This window comes from Candidatus Koribacter versatilis Ellin345 (assembly GCF_000014005.1).
GTDB lineage: Bacteria > Acidobacteriota > Terriglobia > Terriglobales > Acidobacteriaceae > Korobacter > Korobacter versatilis_A.
Genome location: NC_008009.1, coordinates 2,064,766 through 2,084,410 on the forward strand (window position 1 = coordinate 2,064,766; position 19,645 = coordinate 2,084,410).

Annotated in this window: 15 protein-coding genes; 8 read left to right on the forward strand and 7 right to left on the reverse strand. The window is 58.6% G+C overall.

The window, feature by feature from the left end; genetic code table 11:
- Positions 1–552: 552 nt before the first annotated feature.
- The 3 genes from ACID345_RS08725 to ACID345_RS08735 are packed head-to-tail and all read left to right on the forward strand — an operon-like array spanning position 553 to position 3,784.
- The gene (locus tag ACID345_RS08725; RefSeq protein WP_011522504.1) at positions 553–1,749 is read left to right on the forward strand and encodes a galactokinase; all 1,197 of its coding nucleotides are present in this window, start codon (positions 553–555) and stop codon (positions 1,747–1,749) included.
- Positions 1,746–2,741, forward strand: coding sequence for a UDP-glucose 4-epimerase GalE (galE, locus tag ACID345_RS08730; RefSeq protein ID WP_011522505.1), 996 nt, complete (start codon positions 1,746–1,748; stop codon positions 2,739–2,741). Before ACID345_RS08725 ends, galE begins: the two co-directional genes overlap by 4 nt.
- Positions 2,738–3,784 (forward strand): UDP-glucose--hexose-1-phosphate uridylyltransferase, encoded by a 1,047-nt coding sequence (locus tag ACID345_RS08735; protein ID WP_011522506.1) that lies wholly within the window; start codon positions 2,738–2,740, stop codon positions 3,782–3,784. Before galE ends, ACID345_RS08735 begins: the two co-directional genes overlap by 4 nt.
- Before the next feature lie 5 nt (positions 3,785–3,789).
- Here the strand turns inward: ACID345_RS08735 and hypE are convergent, their stop codons facing one another.
- Genes hypE through ACID345_RS08750 form a run of 3 tightly spaced genes read right to left on the reverse strand, consistent with a single transcriptional unit; the run spans position 3,790 to position 6,199 of the window.
- Positions 3,790–4,842, reverse strand: a complete 1,053-nt coding sequence (gene hypE / locus ACID345_RS08740) for a hydrogenase expression/formation protein HypE (RefSeq protein WP_011522507.1) — start codon at positions 4,840–4,842, stop codon at positions 3,790–3,792.
- On the reverse strand, positions 4,839–5,954 hold the full coding sequence (gene hypD, locus ACID345_RS08745; protein WP_011522508.1) for a hydrogenase formation protein HypD: 1,116 nt from the start codon (positions 5,952–5,954) through the stop codon (positions 4,839–4,841). The genes hypE and hypD overlap by 4 nt, the downstream gene beginning before the upstream one ends.
- Complete coding sequence (locus tag ACID345_RS08750) at positions 5,951–6,199, reverse strand: HypC/HybG/HupF family hydrogenase formation chaperone (protein ID WP_011522509.1); 249 nt, start codon at positions 6,197–6,199, stop codon at positions 5,951–5,953. Before ACID345_RS08750 ends, hypD begins: the two co-directional genes overlap by 4 nt.
- A 452-nt stretch (positions 6,200–6,651) precedes the next feature.
- Between ACID345_RS08750 and ACID345_RS08755 the strand changes: the two genes are divergently transcribed.
- Positions 6,652–7,020, forward strand: coding sequence for a PadR family transcriptional regulator (locus ACID345_RS08755; protein WP_041855557.1), 369 nt, complete (start codon positions 6,652–6,654; stop codon positions 7,018–7,020).
- 2 nt (positions 7,021–7,022) lie between these two features.
- The gene (locus tag ACID345_RS08760) at positions 7,023–9,689 is read left to right on the forward strand and encodes an ABC transporter permease (protein WP_011522511.1); all 2,667 of its coding nucleotides are present in this window, start codon (positions 7,023–7,025) and stop codon (positions 9,687–9,689) included.
- Positions 9,690–9,888: 199 nt separating this feature from the next.
- On the opposite strand, the gene ACID345_RS08765 is transcribed toward ACID345_RS08760, so the two are convergent.
- Both ACID345_RS08765 and ACID345_RS26905 read right to left on the reverse strand, forming a co-directional pair.
- The gene (locus ACID345_RS08765) at positions 9,889–10,950 is read right to left on the reverse strand and encodes an MBL fold metallo-hydrolase (protein ID WP_011522512.1); all 1,062 of its coding nucleotides are present in this window, start codon (positions 10,948–10,950) and stop codon (positions 9,889–9,891) included.
- 144 nt (positions 10,951–11,094) lie between these two features.
- Positions 11,095–12,672 carry a YXWGXW repeat-containing protein gene (locus tag ACID345_RS26905; RefSeq protein ID WP_049761833.1) on the reverse strand — a complete coding sequence of 526 codons (1,578 nt, stop codon included), beginning with the start codon at positions 12,670–12,672 and terminating at the stop codon, positions 11,095–11,097.
- Between the two features lie 402 nt (positions 12,673–13,074).
- Between ACID345_RS26905 and ACID345_RS08775 the strand changes: the two genes are divergently transcribed.
- The 3 genes from ACID345_RS08775 (at position 13,075) to ACID345_RS26605 (ending at position 16,284) form a co-directional block, all read left to right on the forward strand.
- A complete protein-coding gene (locus ACID345_RS08775) occupies positions 13,075–14,319 on the forward strand; it encodes a helix-turn-helix domain-containing protein (protein ID WP_011522514.1) in 1,245 nt (414 codons plus the stop codon).
- Positions 14,320–14,374: 55 nt separating this feature from the next.
- Positions 14,375–15,808: a serine hydrolase domain-containing protein gene (locus ACID345_RS08780; protein WP_011522515.1), complete on the forward strand. Its 1,434-nt coding sequence runs from the start codon at positions 14,375–14,377 to the stop codon at positions 15,806–15,808.
- Positions 15,809–15,930: 122 nt separating this feature from the next.
- Positions 15,931–16,284, forward strand: coding sequence for a hypothetical protein (locus ACID345_RS26605; RefSeq protein WP_148210057.1), 354 nt, complete (start codon positions 15,931–15,933; stop codon positions 16,282–16,284).
- Between the two features lie 286 nt (positions 16,285–16,570).
- Here the strand turns inward: ACID345_RS26605 and glmU are convergent, their stop codons facing one another.
- On the reverse strand, positions 16,571–17,980 hold the full coding sequence (glmU, locus tag ACID345_RS08790) for a bifunctional UDP-N-acetylglucosamine diphosphorylase/glucosamine-1-phosphate N-acetyltransferase GlmU (RefSeq protein WP_011522517.1): 1,410 nt from the start codon (positions 17,978–17,980) through the stop codon (positions 16,571–16,573).
- 169 nt (positions 17,981–18,149) lie between these two features.
- Positions 18,150–19,031: a hypothetical protein gene (locus ACID345_RS08795; RefSeq protein ID WP_011522518.1), complete on the reverse strand. Its 882-nt coding sequence runs from the start codon at positions 19,029–19,031 to the stop codon at positions 18,150–18,152.
- Between the last annotated feature and the right edge of the window lie 614 nt (positions 19,032–19,645).

Sequence of the window (19,645 nt, forward strand, 5' to 3'; positions counted from 1 at the left end):
CGGCTGCGCCTTTGCGGCGTGGTGTTCGCCCGTGCCTAGGTGCCGGGGCCGGTATACGCTCGTGAGTGAGAGCAACGACACCAATACCAACGCCACCGCTAGGTAGTCTTTGCGGAACATGGCTAGGATTCTGGTGGATGCGAGCAGGCGTCTCACTTCCTCTATTGGACGTTACAGACGGATGAAAGTCAATGCGTTAGACTTGCTTCGCGCCCTGCCAAGTCGTGATTTTTCGATGAATCGGCGCATCCATTTTGCACTGGAGCCGGACCTTACAACCGGAGCTCACGAACCTCACCGTCATTGCGGTTGTCGTTCTGGTAGACATAGTTTTCTGGTAGAGGGGTTATGGGAGTCGACATCAGTTTGCCCAGGGCTGTTGTTCAGTTTGATCGGACTCATGCTGACCTGCTTTGATTTAATCCGTGATAAGTCGATCTACAAACGTTCTATGGAAGTGAACGTGAACATCGAGTGGGGCGTCGTACTCCTCGTTTTCGGTGAAATCTTCCTCGTCTTCGGATCTCGAGGCGGCCGATCCGGAGCACGCTCGTGACCGCCCCCAGCAACGAGAGCACGTCTGAGATGGTGCAATCCCTGATCGCGCGATTCAAGGAGCACTACGGCGAGACTCCGCGGATTTTCCGCGCTCCCGGTCGGGTCAATCTCATTGGCGAACATACTGACTACAACGAGGGCTTGGTTATGCCTGCCGCCATCGACTTCTATACCTGGGTCGCGGCCTCGCCCCGCAACGATCGTCTTCTGCGCGTCTGGTCTCAGCAATACAACGAGCAATTTGAAATTTACCTCGATGAAGTACAAGGGCCGCCACGGAAACATTGGAGCGATTACGTCCGCGGCATGGCCGGAGTTTTGGAATCCGCGGGCTACACGCTTAATGGTGCGAACCTTCTAATCGACGGTCACGTGCCAGTCGGAGCCGGACTCAGCTCCTCCGCTGCACTGGAACTCTCGACCGGTCTCGCCCTTTCCGGTGTGTCTGGAATTGAGATCGCTCGTCTCGACCTCGTCATGCTTTCGCAGAAAGCCGAAAACAACTACGCGGGTGCGATGTGCGGCATCATGGACCAGTTCATTGCCGGCTTTGGTCATGCCGGAAATGCCATTCTTCTCGACTGCCGCTCGCTCGAATACTCGCTGCTGCCGATCGCGTCAGATGTACGGCTCGTGATCTGCAATTCCATGGTGAAGCATGACCTCGCCGCCGGTGAATACAACCATCGCCGCGCCGAGTGCGCCGAAGCCGTGAAGCTTCTGCGGAGGTCATATCCACAAGTCACCGCATTGCGAGACGTCACGACGGAAATGCTGGAATCACATCGTTCCGACCTTTCAGACCTTATCTACCGGCGCGCGCGGCACGTCGTCACGGAAAATGACCGTACTGCCAACGCCGCCAAGGCGCTCCGATCGAATCATCTCGACGAGTTAGGCCGCCTTATGTTTGCTTCGCACGCCAGCCTCCGTGACGACTACGAAGTAAGTTGCCGCGAACTCGACCTGCTCGTCGAATTCGCGTCCAAGGTCGAAGGTCTCATCGGTGCGCGTATGACGGGCGGCGGTTTCGGCGGTTGCACCATCAACCTGGTACGTGCGGACGCTGTAAATGCGTTCCGTGCCGAGATCATTGCAAAATATAAGCAGGCGACCGGCCGCAGAGCCGACGTGTTTATTTCGTCTGCCGCTGAAGGAGCGCAACAAGTGAAAGTCGAGGCCGAGCAGTGAAGGTACTTGTCACGGGAGGCGCAGGATATATCGGCAGCGTCGTTGCCGCCGCGCTCGTCGAGCGAGGACACAGCGTTGTTGTCTACGACAACCTCAGCAATGGGCATCGCGCCGCAGTTCCCAGCGCTGCGCAAGTCGTTGCCGGCGATATCGGTGATCGAGCGATGCTCGATGCCACGCTTCGCAATGGCGCATTCGATGGAGTCATGCACTTCGCGGCATTCATCGAAGCCGGCGAGTCGATGCGTTTTCCCGAAAGGTTCTTTCGCAACAACACCGCGAACACGCTGACGTTACTCGAACTCATGCTTGAGCATCGCGTCTCGCGCTTCGTTTTCTCCTCGACGGCAGCGCTTTACGGGAACCCTGAGCGCACGCCCATCGAAGAATCTGACCCACTTAAGCCCACCAACGCCTATGGCGAATCGAAACTGCTCGTCGAGCGGATGCTCGAGTGGTTCCACTCGATCCACGGCCTGTGCTACGCGAGCCTCCGGTACTTCAATGCTGCCGGAGCTACCGCCACGCTCGCGGAAGATCATCATCCGGAATCGCACCTGATCCCCATCGTTCTGGAAGCGGCGGCAGGGAAGCGCGATTCGATTGCGATCCATGGCACAGACTATCCAACTCCCGACGGCACTTGTGTTCGCGACTACATCCATGTCTCCGATCTTGCAGATGCGCACCTTCTTGCGTTGGAACGCCTCGGTCGAGACGAGCAACCGGAGCGATTGATCTACAATCTCGGCAACGGGCACGGCTCCAGTGTTCTGGAAGTGATCGAGGCCGCGAAGCGCGTGACGGGCAATCCCATTCAGGTGAAAGAGGGTCCCCGCCGCGCCGGCGATCCCGAAATCCTTGTTGCCAGTTCGCAAAAGATCCGCAAAGAACTCGGGTGGAGCCCTAAGTACACTGACATCGACACCATTATTGAGAGCGCGTGGAGATGGCGCAACTCGCACCCGAAGGGCTACGGAGACGAACAGTGAGTGACGCGACGAAGTCCACGCCGCATCGGCGTTTCAATCCGCTCACTGGCGAATGGATCCTCGTCTCTCCGCACCGGACCCAACGTCCCTGGCAAGGTCAGGTTGAGAAAGCCCCGCGTCCCGCCGCTCTCGAGTACGACCCCGAGTGCTACCTCTGTCCCGGCAATGCTCGCGCCGGAGGACACCGCAATCCGCCGTACATATCTACGTTCGTTTTTGAGAATGACTACGCCGCTCTCAAGCCCGATATCGTTGAGTTCGAGCGGAACGAATCGGGCTTGCTCATCGCACAAAGTGAACGCGGTATCTGCCGCGTCCTTTGTTTCTCACCGCGACACGACCTGACTCTATCGCGTATGGATCCGCCTGCGATCCGAACTGTCGTCGATCTCTGGTCGCAGCAGTATGTCGAACTCGGCGGCAAATCCTGGATCAACTACGTGCAGATCTTCGAGAACCGCGGCGAGATGATGGGTGCCAGCAATCCGCATCCCCACGGACAGATCTGGGCCAACTCGAGCGTTCCGAACGAACCCGGCAAGGAACAGCTCTCTCAGCAGAAGTATCGCGATTCGCGCGGCTCATGCTTGCTCTGTGATTGCGTTAAGTTGGAAACCAAGGCCGCCGAGCGCGTCGTGTGCGAAAATGGCGGTTTTGTCGCGCTCGTGCCTTTCTGGGCGGTGTGGCCGTTCGAAGTGTTGCTCGTTTCCAAGCGCCATGCGCGGGATCTCACCGTTCTGAGCGACTCCGAGCGAGACGCGCTTGCCGACATCCTCAAGCGTCTGACCACGCGCTACGACAATCTCTTCGAGATCTCATTTCCGTATTCAATGGGCTTTCACCAAGCGCCAACCGACGCTCAGTCCCACGACGAATGGCACCTGCATGCGCACTTCTATCCGCCGCTGCTACGCTCGGCAAGTGTCCGGAAATTTATGGTGGGATACGAAATGCTGGGCACGCCCCAGCGCGACATCACCGCGGAAAGCGCCGCGAAACGTCTGCGCGAACTGAGTGAAGTTCATTATCTCGATCGCGAATAACGACGTCAGCAAATCCGTGGAAGAGGTTCGCCGCGTTCCATGTCGAGGATGCGCTTTGTCCCAAGCAGATTTTCGAGCGTGACCAGCGAGGCGGGCGCCTCGGCCACGGTTCCGATCCGCTTGGCCTGCGCCGACACGGCGTGCTTCCGCATGATATCCAGCGCATTTTCCGCATCTCTTTCAGCAACGAACCCAACGAATCTGCCTTCATTCGCCAGGTAGAGTGGATCCAGGCCCAGAATTTCGCACGCTCCGCGCACGCCTTCTTCCACGGGAACGCTGCGTTCAGCGATATGAATTCCAAGCTTGCTCGATTCGGCAATCTCCACCAGCGTGGTGGCCAATCCGCCCCGCGTCAGATCGCGGAAGCAATGAACTTCGATGCCGGCTTCGAGTAGCGCAAGCACTGGCTCTGCGAGCGGAGCGCAGTCAGATTCAATCGCCGTCGCGAACTCCAGTCCTTCTCGTGTAGCCATCACGGCTACGCCGTGTCGGCCAACGTCGCCACTGAGAAGGATCGCGTCGCCCGAACGGACCGCGCTCGGTCCGATCGTTTGCGTATGCTCAATGACGCCGACGCCGGCGGTGTTGATGAAGAGTTTGTCGCACTTGCCGCGGTCCACAACCTTGGTATCGCCGGTGACGATATGCACGCCCGCGGCCTCAGCGGTCGCGCGCATGGAAGCAATCACGCGCTCCAGCGTTTCGAAGGGAAGTCCTTCTTCCATGATGAATGCTGCGCTCAGGAACAGCGGCCGGGCACCGCACATTGCGAGATCGTTCACGGTGCCGCTCACGGCCAGGGAGCCGATGTCCGCACCGGGAAAAAACAGTGGGCTAACAACGTAGGAGTCCGTCGTGAAGGCGAGCCGCGCGTTTTTCACGTCGAAGACTGCGCCGTCGTGCCGCGTCGCGAGCTGGTCGTTCTGGAACGCTGGAATGACGTATTGCTCAAGGAATTGGTGCATCAGGCGGCCACCGCCTCCATGCGCCAGTAGCACAACGGCCGAGGTATTTAGTGGCAGGGGACAGTTGAGGGAAAACGATTTCACGCTCATCGTTCGCTCCCGACCGCGGCCTTAGCTTCGTGCCGCCGGTATTGGTAGTACGCAGCACAGGCGCCTTCATTCGAGACCATTGTCGCTCCCAGTGGATGATCTGGCGTGCAGCGCCCGCCGAACGCCGGACACTCCTGCGGCTTCTTCACACCACGCAAAACCTCTCCGGCGATGCACTCGCGGTCCTCTTCTACCGTGAGGTCCGCGACACCGAAGCGCAACTCCGCGTCGTATTCGGCGAACTCCGCTGCGAGACCGAAGCCGCTCTGCGGGATCTCGCCAACGCCGCGCCACTTGCGCGGAATCACACGAAAGACCTGGCCGATGAGATCCTGCGCCGGAACATTGCCAAACTCGCGCACCGAGCGCGCGTACTGGTTCTCAACCTCAGCGCGACCGTTCTCAAGCTGCCGTACGCACATCAACACGCCCTGGAGAATGTCGAGTGGCTCAAAGCCGGTGACGACGATCGGCACGCGATATTTCTCTGATAGCGGCCGGTACTCTTCATATCCCATCACAGTGCAGACGTGTCCGGCAGCCAGAAACGCTTGCGTGCGGTTGTCGGGTGCGCTCAGCACGGCCTCAATCGCGGGCGGCACAAGCACGTGCGAGACGAGCACCGAGAAGTTCGAGATGCCTTGCTGCTTGGCTTGGAATACGGCCATGGCATTGGCGGGCGCGGTGGTTTCGAAGCCAACCGCGAAGAAGACAACCTGCTTCGTTGGGTTCGCTTTCGCAAGCTCTAGTGCGTTCATCGGCGAGTACACGATGCGCACATCGCCGCCCCTGGCTTTCACGGTGAACAAATCTGTGTGCGATCCGGGCACTCGAAGCATGTCGCCATACGAACAAAAGATGACGTCGGGCCGCGTCGCAATCTCGCAAGCTTTGTCGATCAACTCGAGTGGCGTGACGCACACTGGGCAGCCGGGACCATGGAGGAGCGTGATCTTGTCGCGCAGGATTTCGTCAATCGCGTACTTGACGATGGTGTGGGTCTGACCGCCGCAGACTTCCATGATGGACCAGGGGCGCGTGGCTTCGGTTCGAATGGCGCGTGCGTATTGCTCAGCTTTTTCGCGGTCGCGGTACTCATCGACAAACTTCATTTGAGCTCCTCGAGTTCGCCGAGTTCACCCATTTGTTGCAAGTAGCCGAGCACAGTTGTGGCTTCGGCTTCGTCAACGACGCTGATGGCGAAGCCGACGTGGACCATCACGAAGTCCGCGATTTTGGCCTCTGGAACGAAGGCCAGGTTGATTTCTTTTTGGACGCCGCCGAAGTTGACGACGCCGCTGCGCAGTTCGCGCTCGCCGGTGATGCTCTCGATTTTTCCCGGCACGGCCAGGCACATGGACGCGGTCCCTCCAACGGGCTGAGTTTAGCGAGTGGAGCGAAGAGTGCGGAGTGATGCGAATCACAAAGAAGAAAGATTTTTGGGTTTTTTGGCGGCCTGTTTTACGAAGTTAACGGGAAGAAACAAGGAAAACTTACCGTAAAACCCGAAGTTAGAAGTTGGTAAACAACTTTTTCTAAGTGCTTATTTATTGATGATTTGCAGCAGTATGACGTTTTTTGTCAACAATCCAGCTCCCGGGTTTTATTCTCCAAACCGCGCAAAAGGTGATCCTGACCGCGTGAATTTTTCAATTTTGTCGAGGTTGCCGCAAAGGTGGTATAGAAAAAACGAAAGGTTTTGCTTACTTATCAGTAAATAGGCATTTGTCCCTTGATTCTGGGGGTTCGGACCACTGATTCTGCCTTCGGGTTGACAGTCTACCTGAGCGGGGCGGATACTTGGGTCGAATGGCGACCCGAGAGAACAATGACGAACGTATTGCCCTGTTGCAGGGGACACTAGACCTGCTCATCCTGAGAACGCTGCTGCTGGGACCCTGTCACGGACAGGGGGTAGCGCGGTCGATTCGACGACAATCGGAGGAAGTGCTGTTTGTGGACCACGGGTCCCTTTACGTGGCACTGCAACGGTTGGAAGACCGTGGGTGGATCCGTGCCAAGTGGGGCGTGAGTGACAACAACCGCAAAGCGCGATTTTATTCGCTGACTTCGAAGGGGCGCGAACAGCTGACGGAAAAGACCAGCGAATGGCGACGGCTGACGCGGGCGATGGGCTTGATCCTCGATGGCGCCGATGCGCAGGGCGAGGAGGTATGAGGATGTTCCGACGGAAACGCAGCGCGAAAGATTTTGAAGAGGAAATCCAGGCGCACCTCGAGTTAGAAGCGGACGACCTGCGGGGCGAAGGTCTAAGTGAAGGTGAAGCGCGCCGGAGAAGCCGAGTTGAGTTCGGCAATGTAGGCGCCGCGGAGGAGCGGTTCTACATGAAGGACCGCTGGGCAGCACTGGAAAACGCGATTCGACGGGTCCGGTTCGCGTGGAGGTCGCTGGCGCAGAGCCCGGGCTTTACGATCACCGCGATCCTGACATTGGCGCTCGGCGTGGGCGCGAATACTGCGGTCTTCAGTGTAATGAATGCGGTGCTGCTGCGGTCGCTGCCGGTGGAAGATCCGGAGCGCGTGGTGTACCTGCGCACATCGAATACGCCGAGCTCGGTCGGCACGATCAGTTCCACGGAGACATTTTCGTATGTGGTGTTCGACGCGCTGCGTCGAGAAGGCAAGGGCCTTGCGCCGGTGATGGCGTTTGCGCCGTTGTCGAACGACAAGGTTTCGGTTCGTTATGGCGCCCAACCGGAAACGGCGGAAGGCGACACGGTGAGTGGCGGGTATTTTTCGGGCCTGGGCGTGAAGCTGCCGCTGGGGCGAGGCTTCACGGACGAAGATGAGCGCACGCACGCGCCGATTGTGGTGCTGAGCCACAAGTATTGGGTGCGGCGCTTTGCGAGCGATCCGAAGGTGCTCGGGCAGACGTTCCACGTGAACGGCGCGCCGATGACGATTGTGGGGGTGGCGGCGAACGGCTTTGAAGGAACTGAGGCCGCCTCGTCGACGGAGTTTTGGATCCCCTTCCAGAGCCGGCCCGAGTTGAATGCATATGGCAATGCTCCGGAAAACGGGAAAACTTTCATCAACAATCCGAAGTGGTGGTGCTTGCACCTGATCGGCAGGATTGCGCCGGGCATGACACACGCACGAGCGGTCGCGGAGTTGCAGCCCGTGTTTCAGCGCGCGGCATCTGAAGGATTGGGCACGCCCAAGCCGGAGGAAAAGCTGCCGGTGCTGAGCTTCGCTGACGCGAAGAGTTTTCCAGGATACGACGAGGAGTACGGAAAGCCACTACGCATGTTGATGGCGATGGTGGTCCTGGTGCTCGTTATCGCGATGGCGAACGTGGTGATGCTGCTGCTGGCGAGGAATGCGCACCGTCGGCGGGAGTTTGCGCTGCGACAGGCGTTGGGAGCGGGACGCGGCGATCTGTTCCACCAGTTGGTGACGGAGAGCATTCTGCTGGTGACGGCGGGTGGAGCGCTGGCCTGGGCGTTCGCAGTAATGGCGACACGGTTGTTGGCGAACTGGGCGCACATTGAATCTACGCTCGCCCCGGACCGATCGGTGATGCTGTTCACACTGGTGGTGCTCACGATTGCGTTGTTCGTGTTCGCGTTAATTCCGTTGCGCATGGTTTTGGCGAGCGGAGCGGAACAAGCGCTGAAGGTTTCGTCGGCGACGGCGCAGACGGACGCGGGAAGGTCGCGGACGGGGAAGATCATCGTGACGCACCAGATGTCGTTGTGCCTGGTGCTGCTGGTGGGAGCGGGACTGCTGGTGCGCACGCTAAGAAACCTCGAAAGCACTCCCATCGGAATGCAGTTGGATGGATTGGTAGTGTTTGGAGTGAAGCCGGACATCAAATCCGTGCCGCAAGGTGTGGCGTTCTACGTGGACCTGATGAACCGCCTGCGAGCACTGCCCGGCGTGCAAAACGTCACGGTGATGGAAGAGCGCATCGGCACCTGGTGGTCGAACAACTTCAACATGCTGGTTGACGGGAAGCTGCCGGAAGTTGCGAATGGCGCCGCACGGACAGTGCGCAACAACACTGTGGGGCCAAAGTTTTTCACGACACTGGGCGTGCCGATTCTCGAGGGACGAGACTTTGCGGATTCCGATACTGCGAGTTCGCCGCGGGTGGGGATCATCAACGAGGAGTTTGCGCGGAGGTTCCTGCCGAACCAGAATCCGCTGGGTCATTTGATTGGTCCGGCCGATTTGCCTTCGTTCCAGATGACGATCGTGGGCGTGGTGAAGGACCACAAGTATCGCAGCATTACGGAGACGCCGATACCGATGGCGTGGTTCAACTACGCGCAGATCCCGATGATTGGGTCCATGCACGTGGAGATGCGAGTCTCGGGGCCGCCGCTAGCGATTTTGCCGTCGGTGCAGAAGACAGTGCTGGAGATAGACCCGAACCTGCCGCTGCTTCGTCCGATTACGCAGCGAGCGCAGTACGACCTGACGATTTCGAACGAAATCCTCTTTGCGCGCCTGGCGGGATTTTTCGGGCTGCTCGCAGTGGTGCTGGTGGCGACGGGGCTGTATGGAACACTTGCGTACCGAGTGAGCATGCGGACGGCGGAGATTGGCGTGCGCATGGCGATTGGTGCACGACGCGGGCAAGTGGTATGGATGATTTTGCGCGACAGCTTCCGGTTGACGGCGATTGGGGTGGGGATTGGGATTCCGCTGGCGATGCTGGTGGGCAATGCGCTGGCGAGTTCGTTGTATGGCGTGAAGCCGATGGATGCTGCGAGCTACCTGGGCGCGATGGTCGCCGTGGGAGTGGTAGCACTGGCGGCGAGCGCGATTCCGGCGGCGCGGGCGGCGAATGTGAATCCGTTGCGGGCGCTGCGGGCGGAGTAGTGAAATCTCAGGCGTTCTTGTGAAGATAGGGGTCCTTCGACTCCGAATTCGCTGCGCGAATTCTCCGCTCAGGATGACAGAGGTTCATGAGGCACGTGTCATGGCTGCATGTCATGGCTGCGTGTCATGGCTGGGAATCTTCTAGGCGGCAGAAGCGCGATAGCTTTCGAGCGAATTGCATTCAGTCCTTCCTGCCAAGTTAACGCAAGCTTGCTTCAGAGAACATGGCCTTCACGAGTTCGGCAGTCATGTCGTCGAACGATGCGCCGAGGTCGGGATCATCGCCCGCAAAGCGCTGGCGGAATGACGAGAGATTGATGCCGGGCTTGACCTGATCGAGAGTGAGGGACAGTGCCGGGCCATTCTGCACAAGCACGGCGTCCATTTGGTCGAGCGCTGAGCGAAGCAGATCGTGCTCGAGTTGGACGAAGCTCTTGTCATGCATCACGGGGCCGTGTCCGGGAATGATGGTTTGCCAATCGAGTTGGGCGAGTTTCTCGAGGGTGGTGACCCACTCCGACGGATAGCCATCGTAGATATAGGGAAGCGGGTAGACCACGAGGTCGCCGGCGACGACAATCTTCTCGCGAGGAAGGAAAACGATGGCATCGCCTTCGGTGTTGCCGCGGCCCAGAAACTTCACTTGGACTTCGCGATGACCAAGATCGATGGTGAAGTCGTGATCGAAGGCGAGCGTCGCACTTTGAAACTTCAGGGCGTGGAGTTCGTTCGAGTCCGGAAGGCGAACATCAATCGCGTGCTGCACCTGCGCTTTGTCAGCGTTGGTCAGTACGTTGCCATCGGGAGTTTTGCCGGTTGCGAGCATTTGGCGAAGGCGCAGGAGATTCTCGTCGAAGCGCTGGCTGGAGGATGGGCCGAACATGTCCATCGCCTTTTTGGTTGCGGTGGTGGCGATGATGGTGGCGGCGGGATAGGCGTCGAGGTAGGCACGATTCCCGATGTTGTGGTCGTTGTGGAAGTGCGTGTTCAGGATGAAGGCGACAGGCTTGTCGGTCCAAGTGCGGATGGTTGCGATGTCTTGCTGCGCAACGGACGGAAGGAAGCAGGTATCGACCACGAAGACCTGGCGGTCGCCAATGATGACGGTAGTGTTGCCGCTGGCCGCGGGACCTTGCGGATGCTCGATGGCATATACACCTTCGGCAAGCTTAGTGATTTTGCGCGCGGAGTCGGCGCGCGCGGAAAACGGAACAAGCAGAAGTGTGAAAACGATGGAAGAGATGGTGCAGGTCGATCGCATTGAAACCGACTGTACGCAGAAGCGGGTTGCGGCATTGGGTCGAGGGACGAGTCGTGGGTCGAAGGTGGCGAGCGCACGTTGCGGGGGCAGAGAAAAGCCCCACCCTACGGACTACGTCCGTAGAATGGGGCACCCTGTTATGAACTATCGGTGTTCGGGCCGATCTGGCTTCGAGTCTTTGGAAGGCCTGCTCTGTTGTTGTGGCGCCTGCCGCGTTGCAGGCTTGGCTGGCGGTTGCGTCCCGGGGTGGGGCTGTGGCGCAGGGCGTGTGCTGGGCTGTGCCTGATGTGTCGGCGGCTTTGGTTGCGGAGTAGGCCGCGTGTTCGGCTGAGGCGTCGGCCTCGTGGAAGGTTGCGGCGTCGGTCGCGTCGCGGGCTTTGGTTGCGGAACCGGGTGCGTGTTCGGTTGCGGCGTTGGACGGGTGGAAGGTTGCGGAGTGGGCCTCGTGCTCGGCTGAGGTGTTGGTTTCACGCTCGGTTGAGTGGTGGTGGGCCGCGGAACAGGACGCGCTTCGGGACGAGCAGGAGAAACGGGCGTGGGACGCGTACTTGGCTGCGGAGTTGGACGTGCGACGTTGTTTGGTTGGTTCGGCCTGGCGCCGGCAGCTGGTCGCGGAACCGGGCGTGCGGCGATCGCGGGCGCGACCGGCTTTGCCGCCTCGATCGGTCTGGGAGCAGCGGCAATCGCGGGGCGTCCTTTGTTGACGGACGCGAACTGTTGGCGATCGCGCATGGCATTGTGCTGGTTCTCGATCTGCGTGGTCATCGGCGGGATACGCTGCTGACGGACAGCAACTGCTTCTGCGCGCGTGGGACGGCGGGTGATGCCGCCGGGGCCGTTGTAGCTGACGCGGTTGTTGTTATTGACGATGACCGTCTTGTTGTAGACGTTGGTGATATTGGTGACATTCACGTTGTTGACGGAACGGTTGTAGTAGAAGTTGTTGCCGTGCCAGTAACCACCGTGGTAGCCGGATCCGACGTATCCAAAGCCGTAGTTAATGCCACCGTACCAGCCTACGTAGTGTCCCCAATAGCCATAGTGGAAGCGATAGACTCCGCCGCCGAAACCCCAATAGCCGGGCGTCCAGAGGAAGCCGACTTGCGGCGGGCGCGCCCAGGCGCCGGGCACCCAGTAGTATCCGGCAGGAGCATAGCTCCAGTACCCGGGAGTCCAGACGTAGCCGGGACTGGGACACATGGGCTGCTGGTACTCGGGAATTGGGGGCGGCGCTTGATGGGCCTGAATTGCAGGCTGGCCATAGCTGCTGTCTTGTTGGGACAGGTCCTGGTCGTAATCCTGATTGTTGTCGCCGTATCCAACATTGTTGCTGTTGTCGGGATAGCTCTGCGAGGCGGGAGCTTGCGCCTGGGCTGGCTGAGAACCCTGGTCGGGATACTGCTGTTGCTGACTGGCATTGCCCTGGTTCTGCGCCGGTTGTTGCTGGCTAGCGCTTTGATCCTGAGCAGGATAGCTCTGCTGGTCGCTCGTGGGTTGGTCGGTGGGGTTGCCGTTGGCGTCGACTGGCGGGAGATTGCCGTTGTCCTCAGGATTTTGTGACTGAGCAGCCTGCGACTGGTCGGGCTGAGCGGCTTGTTGTTGCTGCGGTGCTGCTGCGTTGGCCGTCGGAGCGCTTTGTTTGTTGCATCCGGTGAGCGAGAGGCCGGCGACGATCAGGAGCGCGGCTAGGGAAGAGCGGGAGAAGTTCAGCATGTACGGCATTCCACCTCTAAGAGTCTTTGATGACGAACGCGTTACGCGGAAGGAGCTTATCTTGCAATTGGCGTTTCGGCGATGAGCACTTAGGTGGGGAATGCTTGTGGAGAAAAAAAGACGCCGTGGTTCGAGGACCACGGCGTTCGCCACTTGCGATAAAGCGTTTCACCCCAAGCTTTGTAGTTGGCGGCGGGAGATCGCTGGATCTGGTGGTGCGTCCGGCTGAACTCGGGCAACGCCATCCGACTGCGGAGTGGGCAGCGGGATATGAGAACGAGGGGATTCTGACAAGGAAGCGAAGAACTTGGAAGTATCGGGGGGTATGCTACAGTAACAGAAATAAATCCTTGCGATTGAGTCGCTTGGGTGAATTGTTACGGCTGTTACATGGTACGCTACAAGCCCTGAATGGTTGACCGCGAGCAATTTCCGAAGCAGATCGACCGGCTGGTCGCGAGCCGGACACTGCACGGATCAGAGTCGCTGTGTAAATTGCTCCGGTACCTGGCGGCGCATGCGATTGAGCATCCGGGCACGCCGCTGAAGGAATATCAGATCGCGACCGAGGTCTTCGGACGAAGGCCGGACTTCGACCCACAATCCGATTCGACGATCCGCGTGCAGGCCGGAAGGCTGCGGGCGAAGGTCGCGGAGTACTACGCGTCGGAAGGGGAAAGCGATCCGGTCGTGGTGGAGCTGCCGAAGGGAAGCTACCTGCTGAACTTCCGGTATCGGACGCCGGTTCCTAAGGAAGAGCTGGTGAATCATGCACCGGTGCATGAACCAGTGACGGTGGCGCCACAGAAATCATACGGCGGGATGGCGGCAACTTTGGCCGTGCTTCTGGGACTCGCGGTGGTGACGATTGGTTATTTGCTGCTGAATGGAAGGGTGAAGACGGATACTGCGTCGGCGGCGACGGCAGGACCGCTGGCGCCGGCAGAGTTCCAGGTGTTCTGGAGGAAATTTCTGTCGGGTCCAGAGGAGCCCTGGGTGGTGTTCAGCAATGCGGAGTTTGTGGGGCGTCCGGAGACGGGGATGCGCTACTACGATAAGCAGCGCGATGCGAACACGCCTCCGTACGACCACTACACCGGCGTTGGAGAAGTGCTTTCCATTCACGAACTGGACCAGGTGTTCAATTCGTTGCACCGGCGGATTCGGGTGAAGCGCGGCAGTTTGTTTTCGCTGGATGACGCGAAGAACAACGATTTGATATTTATTGGTTCGCCGTCAGAAAACCTGACACTGATGGAGATTCCGAGCACGGATGACTTCCGGTTCGATCGAGTGAAGACAGGACCGAGGGCCGGCGACCTTGCGGTGATCAATGTGCATCCGCAAGCGGGAGAGCAACCGTTCTACCTAGCGAGTCGGGCGGGTGATCCGCTCGTTGAAGACTACGCGGTGGTGGGAATGATGCCGGCGTTGAATCCGCAGCGGACGGAAGTGATCCTCGCCGGAACGACGACGTTCGGTACGCAGGCGGCGGTGGAATATGTTTGCCGGCAGAGTTCGGTGAAGCAATTACTCGATCGGCTTGGAACGTCGGGGGGCGAGGTGAAGCCATTCGAGGCGATCCTGCATATTAAGGTGGCGAAGGGCGTGCCGGTCGAGACGGAGTTGGTCGCGGTACGGCTGAGGAACCAGTAGAACCGCGGGCTGTCGCCACTTTCCAAAAAAGAAGAACCTAGTACACTCTTGCGCTATGGCCACGTGGCGCGGGTTCTTCATCGTTCTCCTTCTAAGCTGCGGCGCAATTGGTGCGCCGGCACAAACCACAAATTCTGACGCGATTGATCAGTACGTGCTCGCGGAAATGGGCAGACAGCATATTCCGGGGCTGGCGCTCGGAATCTATCGCAACGGCAAGATCGAGCGCGCAAAGGGATATGGGCTGGCGAATATCGAGCTGGATGTAGCGGTTAAGCCGGAGACGATTTTCCAGTCGGGATCGGTGGGGAAGCAGTTCACAGCGACGGCGATCATGATGCTGGTGGAAGAAGGGAAGGTCGGCCTCGATGACAGCGTGCGGAAGTATTTTCCAGAAGCGCCGGAGACCTGGCAAAACGTCAAGATCAAGAACCTGCTGAGCCATACTTCGGGCCTATCGGAGTATGAGTCGGCGGACAAGACAAAGCCGGGCGGACCGATCAACCTTCGCGCGGATGTCTCGGAAGATGAGTTGGTGAAGATCATCGAGACGTTTCCGATGGACTTCCAGCCGGGCGAGAAGTGGTCGTATCGCAACACGAACTATGTTCTGCTTGGCGTAATCATCCATAAGCTGACGGGGAAGTTCTACGGCGACTTCCTCCAGGAGCGGGTCTTCCAGCCGCTGGGCATGAAAAGCACTCGGATCATCAGCGAGGCGGACATCATTCCGAACCGCTCAGCCGGGTACCAGTTGGTGAAGGGCGAATGGAAGAACCAAGATTGGGTCTCGCCCTCCTTCAATTCAACGGCCGACGGCGCGCTCTACTTCAATGTTGTCGATCTCGCGAAGTGGGACGAGGCTCTTTATAGCGAGCGGCTGCTGAAACGGTCGAGCTTCGACCAGTTGTGGACGGTCTTCAAGCTCAACGATGGAAAGCCGAACAGTGCAAACTACGGTATGGCGTGGGAGATCAATGATGTCAACGGGCACAAGATCATTGAGCACGGTGGAGCGTGGCAGGGATTCACTACGCATATCGCGCGATACGTGGACGACAAGCTGACGGTCGTTGTGCTAACGAACCTAGACTCGGCGCATTCGAGTCCGGGGAAGATTGCCCACCATGTAGCGGGGCTCGAGAACGCGGCGCTGATGCCGCCAGAAAAGAAGGCGATTGAGGACAAGGAGCCGCAAATTACCGGAAAACTTCGCGTCATCGTGGAGCAGTTTGCGCGAGGCAAGGCGAATCCCGAGGACTTCACGCCGAAGGTGCGGTCCAAGCTTTTTCCGGATGAAGCGAAAGAGTTGCAGCAGGCGCTGAGCGACTTCGGTCCGCTGGAGTCGTTTGCGTTGATCGGCCATGAAGCCGGTGCGGTGAGACATTACACCTATCGGGTTAAGTATCGCGATACGTCGATCCAGATGGAATTTCTGCTGGATGAGCAAGGACTAGTCGACGGGATGGAGCTCAAGGACGATGAGTAGCACCCGCTTCGCGGACGAGTGGAACCGCTGCCAGTGTCGCGGATTGTCGCGTGTTGTCCGAGTCGGCCGGTGTATTCTGATTGAGTCTTTCTACGATGTAAGTAGCTGCTGAAAGGCCCCGATTGGACAGTAGAACGAAGTTACCAACCGCTCTCGCGGGAAAACCAAAATCTGAACTACTCACCTGCTGGAAGGACATTGCGCGGTTCTTTGGTAAGGGTGTGCGTACGGTGCAACGTTGGGAAGCACTCGGCATGCCGGTGTATCGTCCAAACGGCGATAACTGCGCGGTGTTTGCCGATCCGGAAGAACTGCAGCGGTGGGCGATGTTGCGATCGAGCCTGGTGGTGGAGATGGAAAAACATCTCGCCCGCGAGCTCACCCAGTCAGAGCGGCGTGTGATCCTGCTCGCGGAAGAGATCATTCGACGCGAGGCTTCACACTCTGTCGGTCACGAAACTTCTTCTGAGATTTAGTTTTGAATAGTGCGAAGCAGAACAGCAGATCCTTCGCTGCGCTCAGGATGACAGGAGAGAGTAGTGGCGCTTCGGGCGGTAGCGTGGGCTGGCCGCGAAGCGGAACAGCAGATCCTTCGCTGCGCTCAGGATGACAGGAGAGAGTAGTGGCGCTTCAGGCGGTAGCATGGGCTGGCCGCGAGGCGGAACAGCAGATCCTTCGTTGCTGCGCTCCTCTGGATGACAAGAGGGAGAGGGGCGAGGAGAGAGCGTTGTGGTAAACGCGCCGCTGAGAGCGGAAGCGTGGCTATTTCTTCTTCTTTTGTTCGGCGCGCTTTTTCGTGGCCCAGCCTTCTTTGACTACCTGGCGACCGCGGCCGATCGCCAGTGCATCGTCGGGGACGTTTTCGGTAATGCATGATCCCGCGCCGATGTAGGAACCTTTGCCGAGTTCGATGGGCGCGACGAGTGTCGTGTCGCTTCCGACGAAGACGTTGTCGCCAATTATGGTTCCAAATTTATTCACGCCATCGTAGTTGCAAGTGATGGTGCCCGCGCCGATGTTCACTCCGGTTCCGATCTCCGTGTCTCCAAGGTAGGTAAGGTGATTGGCTTTCGACCCTTTACCGACGCGAGTTTTCTTGGTCTCGACGAAGTTGCCGATGTGGGCTTCTTCACCGATGTCGCTGGCGGGACGGAGGTGGCAGTAGGGGCCAAGAAGTGCGCGCGCCGCGACCTTGGAGGAATCTACAATGCAGCCGTGGCGCAGAAGAACGCCGTCGCCGATGGTGGAGTTGGAGATCACGGTGTAGGACTTGATATGGCAGTCAGCGCCGATCTTTGTGTTGCCGAGAAGCTGGACGAAAGGCTCGATGATGGTGTCGGGACCGACTTCGACGTCACTGTCGATCATGCAGGTTTCCGGCTTAAAAATCGAGACACCGGCCGACATGAGTTGCTGACATTTCTGAAGCCGCAAATGGGCGTCGAGCGAGGCGAGGTCCTGGCGCGTGTTGACGCCGAGAACTTCGTGGGAATCGTCAGCGCGAATGGCGACGACTTTTTCACTGGCGCCGCCGAGGATTGCAGCCATGTCGGTTAGGTAGTACTCGCCATGCGGATTGTCGGTGGTGAGCTTGTCGAGGTTGGCGAAGAGCGGTTGCACCCGGAAGGCGTAGATGCCGCTGTTGATTTCGCGATTACGCGCCTGCTCGGGCGTGAGCTGCTTTTGTTCCACGATGCGATCCACTTCGTCGGATTGTCCAGCATGCTTGCGGAAGACGCGTCCGTAGCCGAAGGGGTCGGGCGGTTCCGTGGTGAGGATCGTCATGGCGGCAGCGTGCTCGCGATGGAAGGCGAAGAGGCGCTCGACAGTGTCGGTGCGGATGAGGGGGACGTCGCCGGAGAGGACGAGGACATCGTCGAAGTCCTTGAGCGCGTCGCGAGTTTGCAGGATGGCGTGACCGGTGCCGCGCTGCTCCTTCTGCTCTACGAACTGAATGCCGCTGGCCTGCATGGCTTCGCGGACACGGTCGGCTTCATGGCCAATGATGGCGAAGATCTGCGACGGCGGAACGACCTTAGCGGCGGCAGCGACGACGTGGTCGAGTAACGGCTTGCCAGCGATTTCGTGAAGTACTTTAGGGTGTTTCGATTTCAGGCGCGTGCCTTTGCCGGCCGCGAGAATCGCTATGGCAAACTTGCGATTGGTGGTCATTGTTCAGAGTTTAGCTGGAAAAGCAAAAACATTGAAACACGAAGGGAACGAAGGTCAGAACAGCAGATCCTTCGTTGCTTCGCTCCTCGAGGATGACAGGAGACAGCGAGGTTAGGCGAGAGTGTCTTGGGTTGGCCGCTAAGAGGCTTCGTTGCTACAAAGTTTGGCGTTATCGCAGCGCGGCGCTGCCGCCATTTTCGGCGACCGTGTCGTCGGTCTTCTTCATTAGCTCGATGCCTTGGGCGATGGTCAGGTCGGGTTTGACCGGTTGGAAGTCGGACATGGTTTCGTCTTCCTGGATGTTGAGAGACTTCATCATGAGGACTTTGCCGGTGAAGTGCAGGTAGGAGCGGGTGGTGTCCCAGCGATCGCCGCCGATGTTGGTCTGTTCAATGACAAAGCGGCCGCCCTTGTCGAGATGGCCGAGGATCCCCCAGCCGAACTCGACTTGGTCGATGAGCGTGCCATCGAGTTTGGCGATGCGCTTGGCGTTGGCGTCGATGAAGAGATCGCCTTTCATGCCTTGCAGAACCTTCGACTCGTGATTTGGCGGGGCGAAGTTGGGATCGGGCTCGAACGCATAATGAACGAGCTTGCCGGTTTTGCCGTCTTCCAGTCCGACGTACTTGAAGGTGAAGGCGTCTGGAATTGAGCCGAGGACGCGGTTGGCGTGCTCTTCGTCTTCCTTCTGCTGCTGTTGTTTCTTGTGCAGGGCACTGGGATCACTGAGCAAGCGATTGACGCGAGCATCGTCCTGGGCGCGCTCCTGCGCTGACAGCGGATGACCGTTGAGGGCGATGAGGCGGCTGATCACTCCCTGGCTGGTTTCGACCATCAACTTGGTGGTGGTGGCCTTCACCTTCTTCTCCATTTCTTTCCACATGAAGTGTTGGCCATTGCTGTGGGCGTGCAACTCGTTGTACACGGCGTCGCGTACGAACTGTCGGGAGTTGGCTTGGTATTCCGGAGATTGCGCGTAAGAAGTCGCAAGCATGCTGACGCATAGCAATGCCAGGATGGCGAGGGTGCGTCGTGCGGCTGTGCTGATCAAAGGGCACTCCGTTCCGGAGATTCTACTCTGACTTATTAGACGTGGAGCGCGGGATTGTCCGTTGCTTTTTGTTGCTCGATGATGAGAGCGGGCGAGGGTTGCAGATGCAAAAAAGGCCAGCTTGCGCTGGCCGGGGTAGCGGAGAGAATTTATGAGAGCGTCGGTTGACCGGAAGAAGACAGTCCCATTTGATTTGATGTCGCCGGTCACTGACCAAACCGCTGTTCCCCTGGTTTTCGGTCTCGTCAGTGAGAGCGACCTTCCAGCCAACCGATACCCGTACTAAAGCACACGAATGGCCAAAGCCGCCCGGCAGCTCAGGGCAAAGCTGCTGCTGGAAGTAGTTCTTTATCAATGGGTTAGAAAATGACTAGTAACTCATTGATAAATTGCGAACCGATGTGTCATCGGAGTGCTGAAAGGTGTGTGTCGGGGTGCCATCCCAGAGTATTGAAGTTCCTGCACGAAATGGGAGGAACCGGGGAAGTGATGGTGTGTCACCGAGATAGGAGGCTTTTTGCTTGCGCGTGAGAATTGGAGCGCCTAAGCTAAACAGCGCATCGATCTGCACATTTCCGAGGGCAAAGGACCGCTCGAGGTTGGTTTGCATTGGG

What these genes read in the sequence shown, in the direction of transcription:
- hypE (WP_011522507.1), bottom strand. Translation starts at nt 4,842, where the DNA reads ATGAGCGTGAAATCGTTTTCCCTCAACTGTCCCCTGCCACTAAATACC.
- hypD (WP_011522508.1), bottom strand. Translation starts at nt 5,954, where the DNA reads ATGAAGTTTGTCGATGAGTACCGCGACCGCGAAAAAGCTGAGCAATAC.
- ACID345_RS08750 (WP_011522509.1), bottom strand. Translation starts at nt 6,199, where the DNA reads ATGTGCCTGGCCGTGCCGGGAAAAATCGAGAGCATCACCGGCGAGCGC.
- ACID345_RS08755 (WP_041855557.1), top strand. Translation starts at nt 6,652, where the DNA reads ATGGCGACCCGAGAGAACAATGACGAACGTATTGCCCTGTTGCAGGGG.
- ACID345_RS08760 (WP_011522511.1), top strand. Translation starts at nt 7,023, where the DNA reads ATGTTCCGACGGAAACGCAGCGCGAAAGATTTTGAAGAGGAAATCCAG.
- ACID345_RS08765 (WP_011522512.1), bottom strand. Translation starts at nt 10,950, where the DNA reads ATGCGATCGACCTGCACCATCTCTTCCATCGTTTTCACACTTCTGCTT.
- ACID345_RS26905 (WP_049761833.1), bottom strand. Translation starts at nt 12,672, where the DNA reads ATGCCGTACATGCTGAACTTCTCCCGCTCTTCCCTAGCCGCGCTCCTG.
- ACID345_RS08775 (WP_011522514.1), top strand. Translation starts at nt 13,075, where the DNA reads ATGGTTGACCGCGAGCAATTTCCGAAGCAGATCGACCGGCTGGTCGCG.
- ACID345_RS08780 (WP_011522515.1), top strand. Translation starts at nt 14,375, where the DNA reads ATGGCCACGTGGCGCGGGTTCTTCATCGTTCTCCTTCTAAGCTGCGGC.
- glmU (WP_011522517.1), bottom strand. Translation starts at nt 17,980, where the DNA reads ATGACCACCAATCGCAAGTTTGCCATAGCGATTCTCGCGGCCGGCAAA.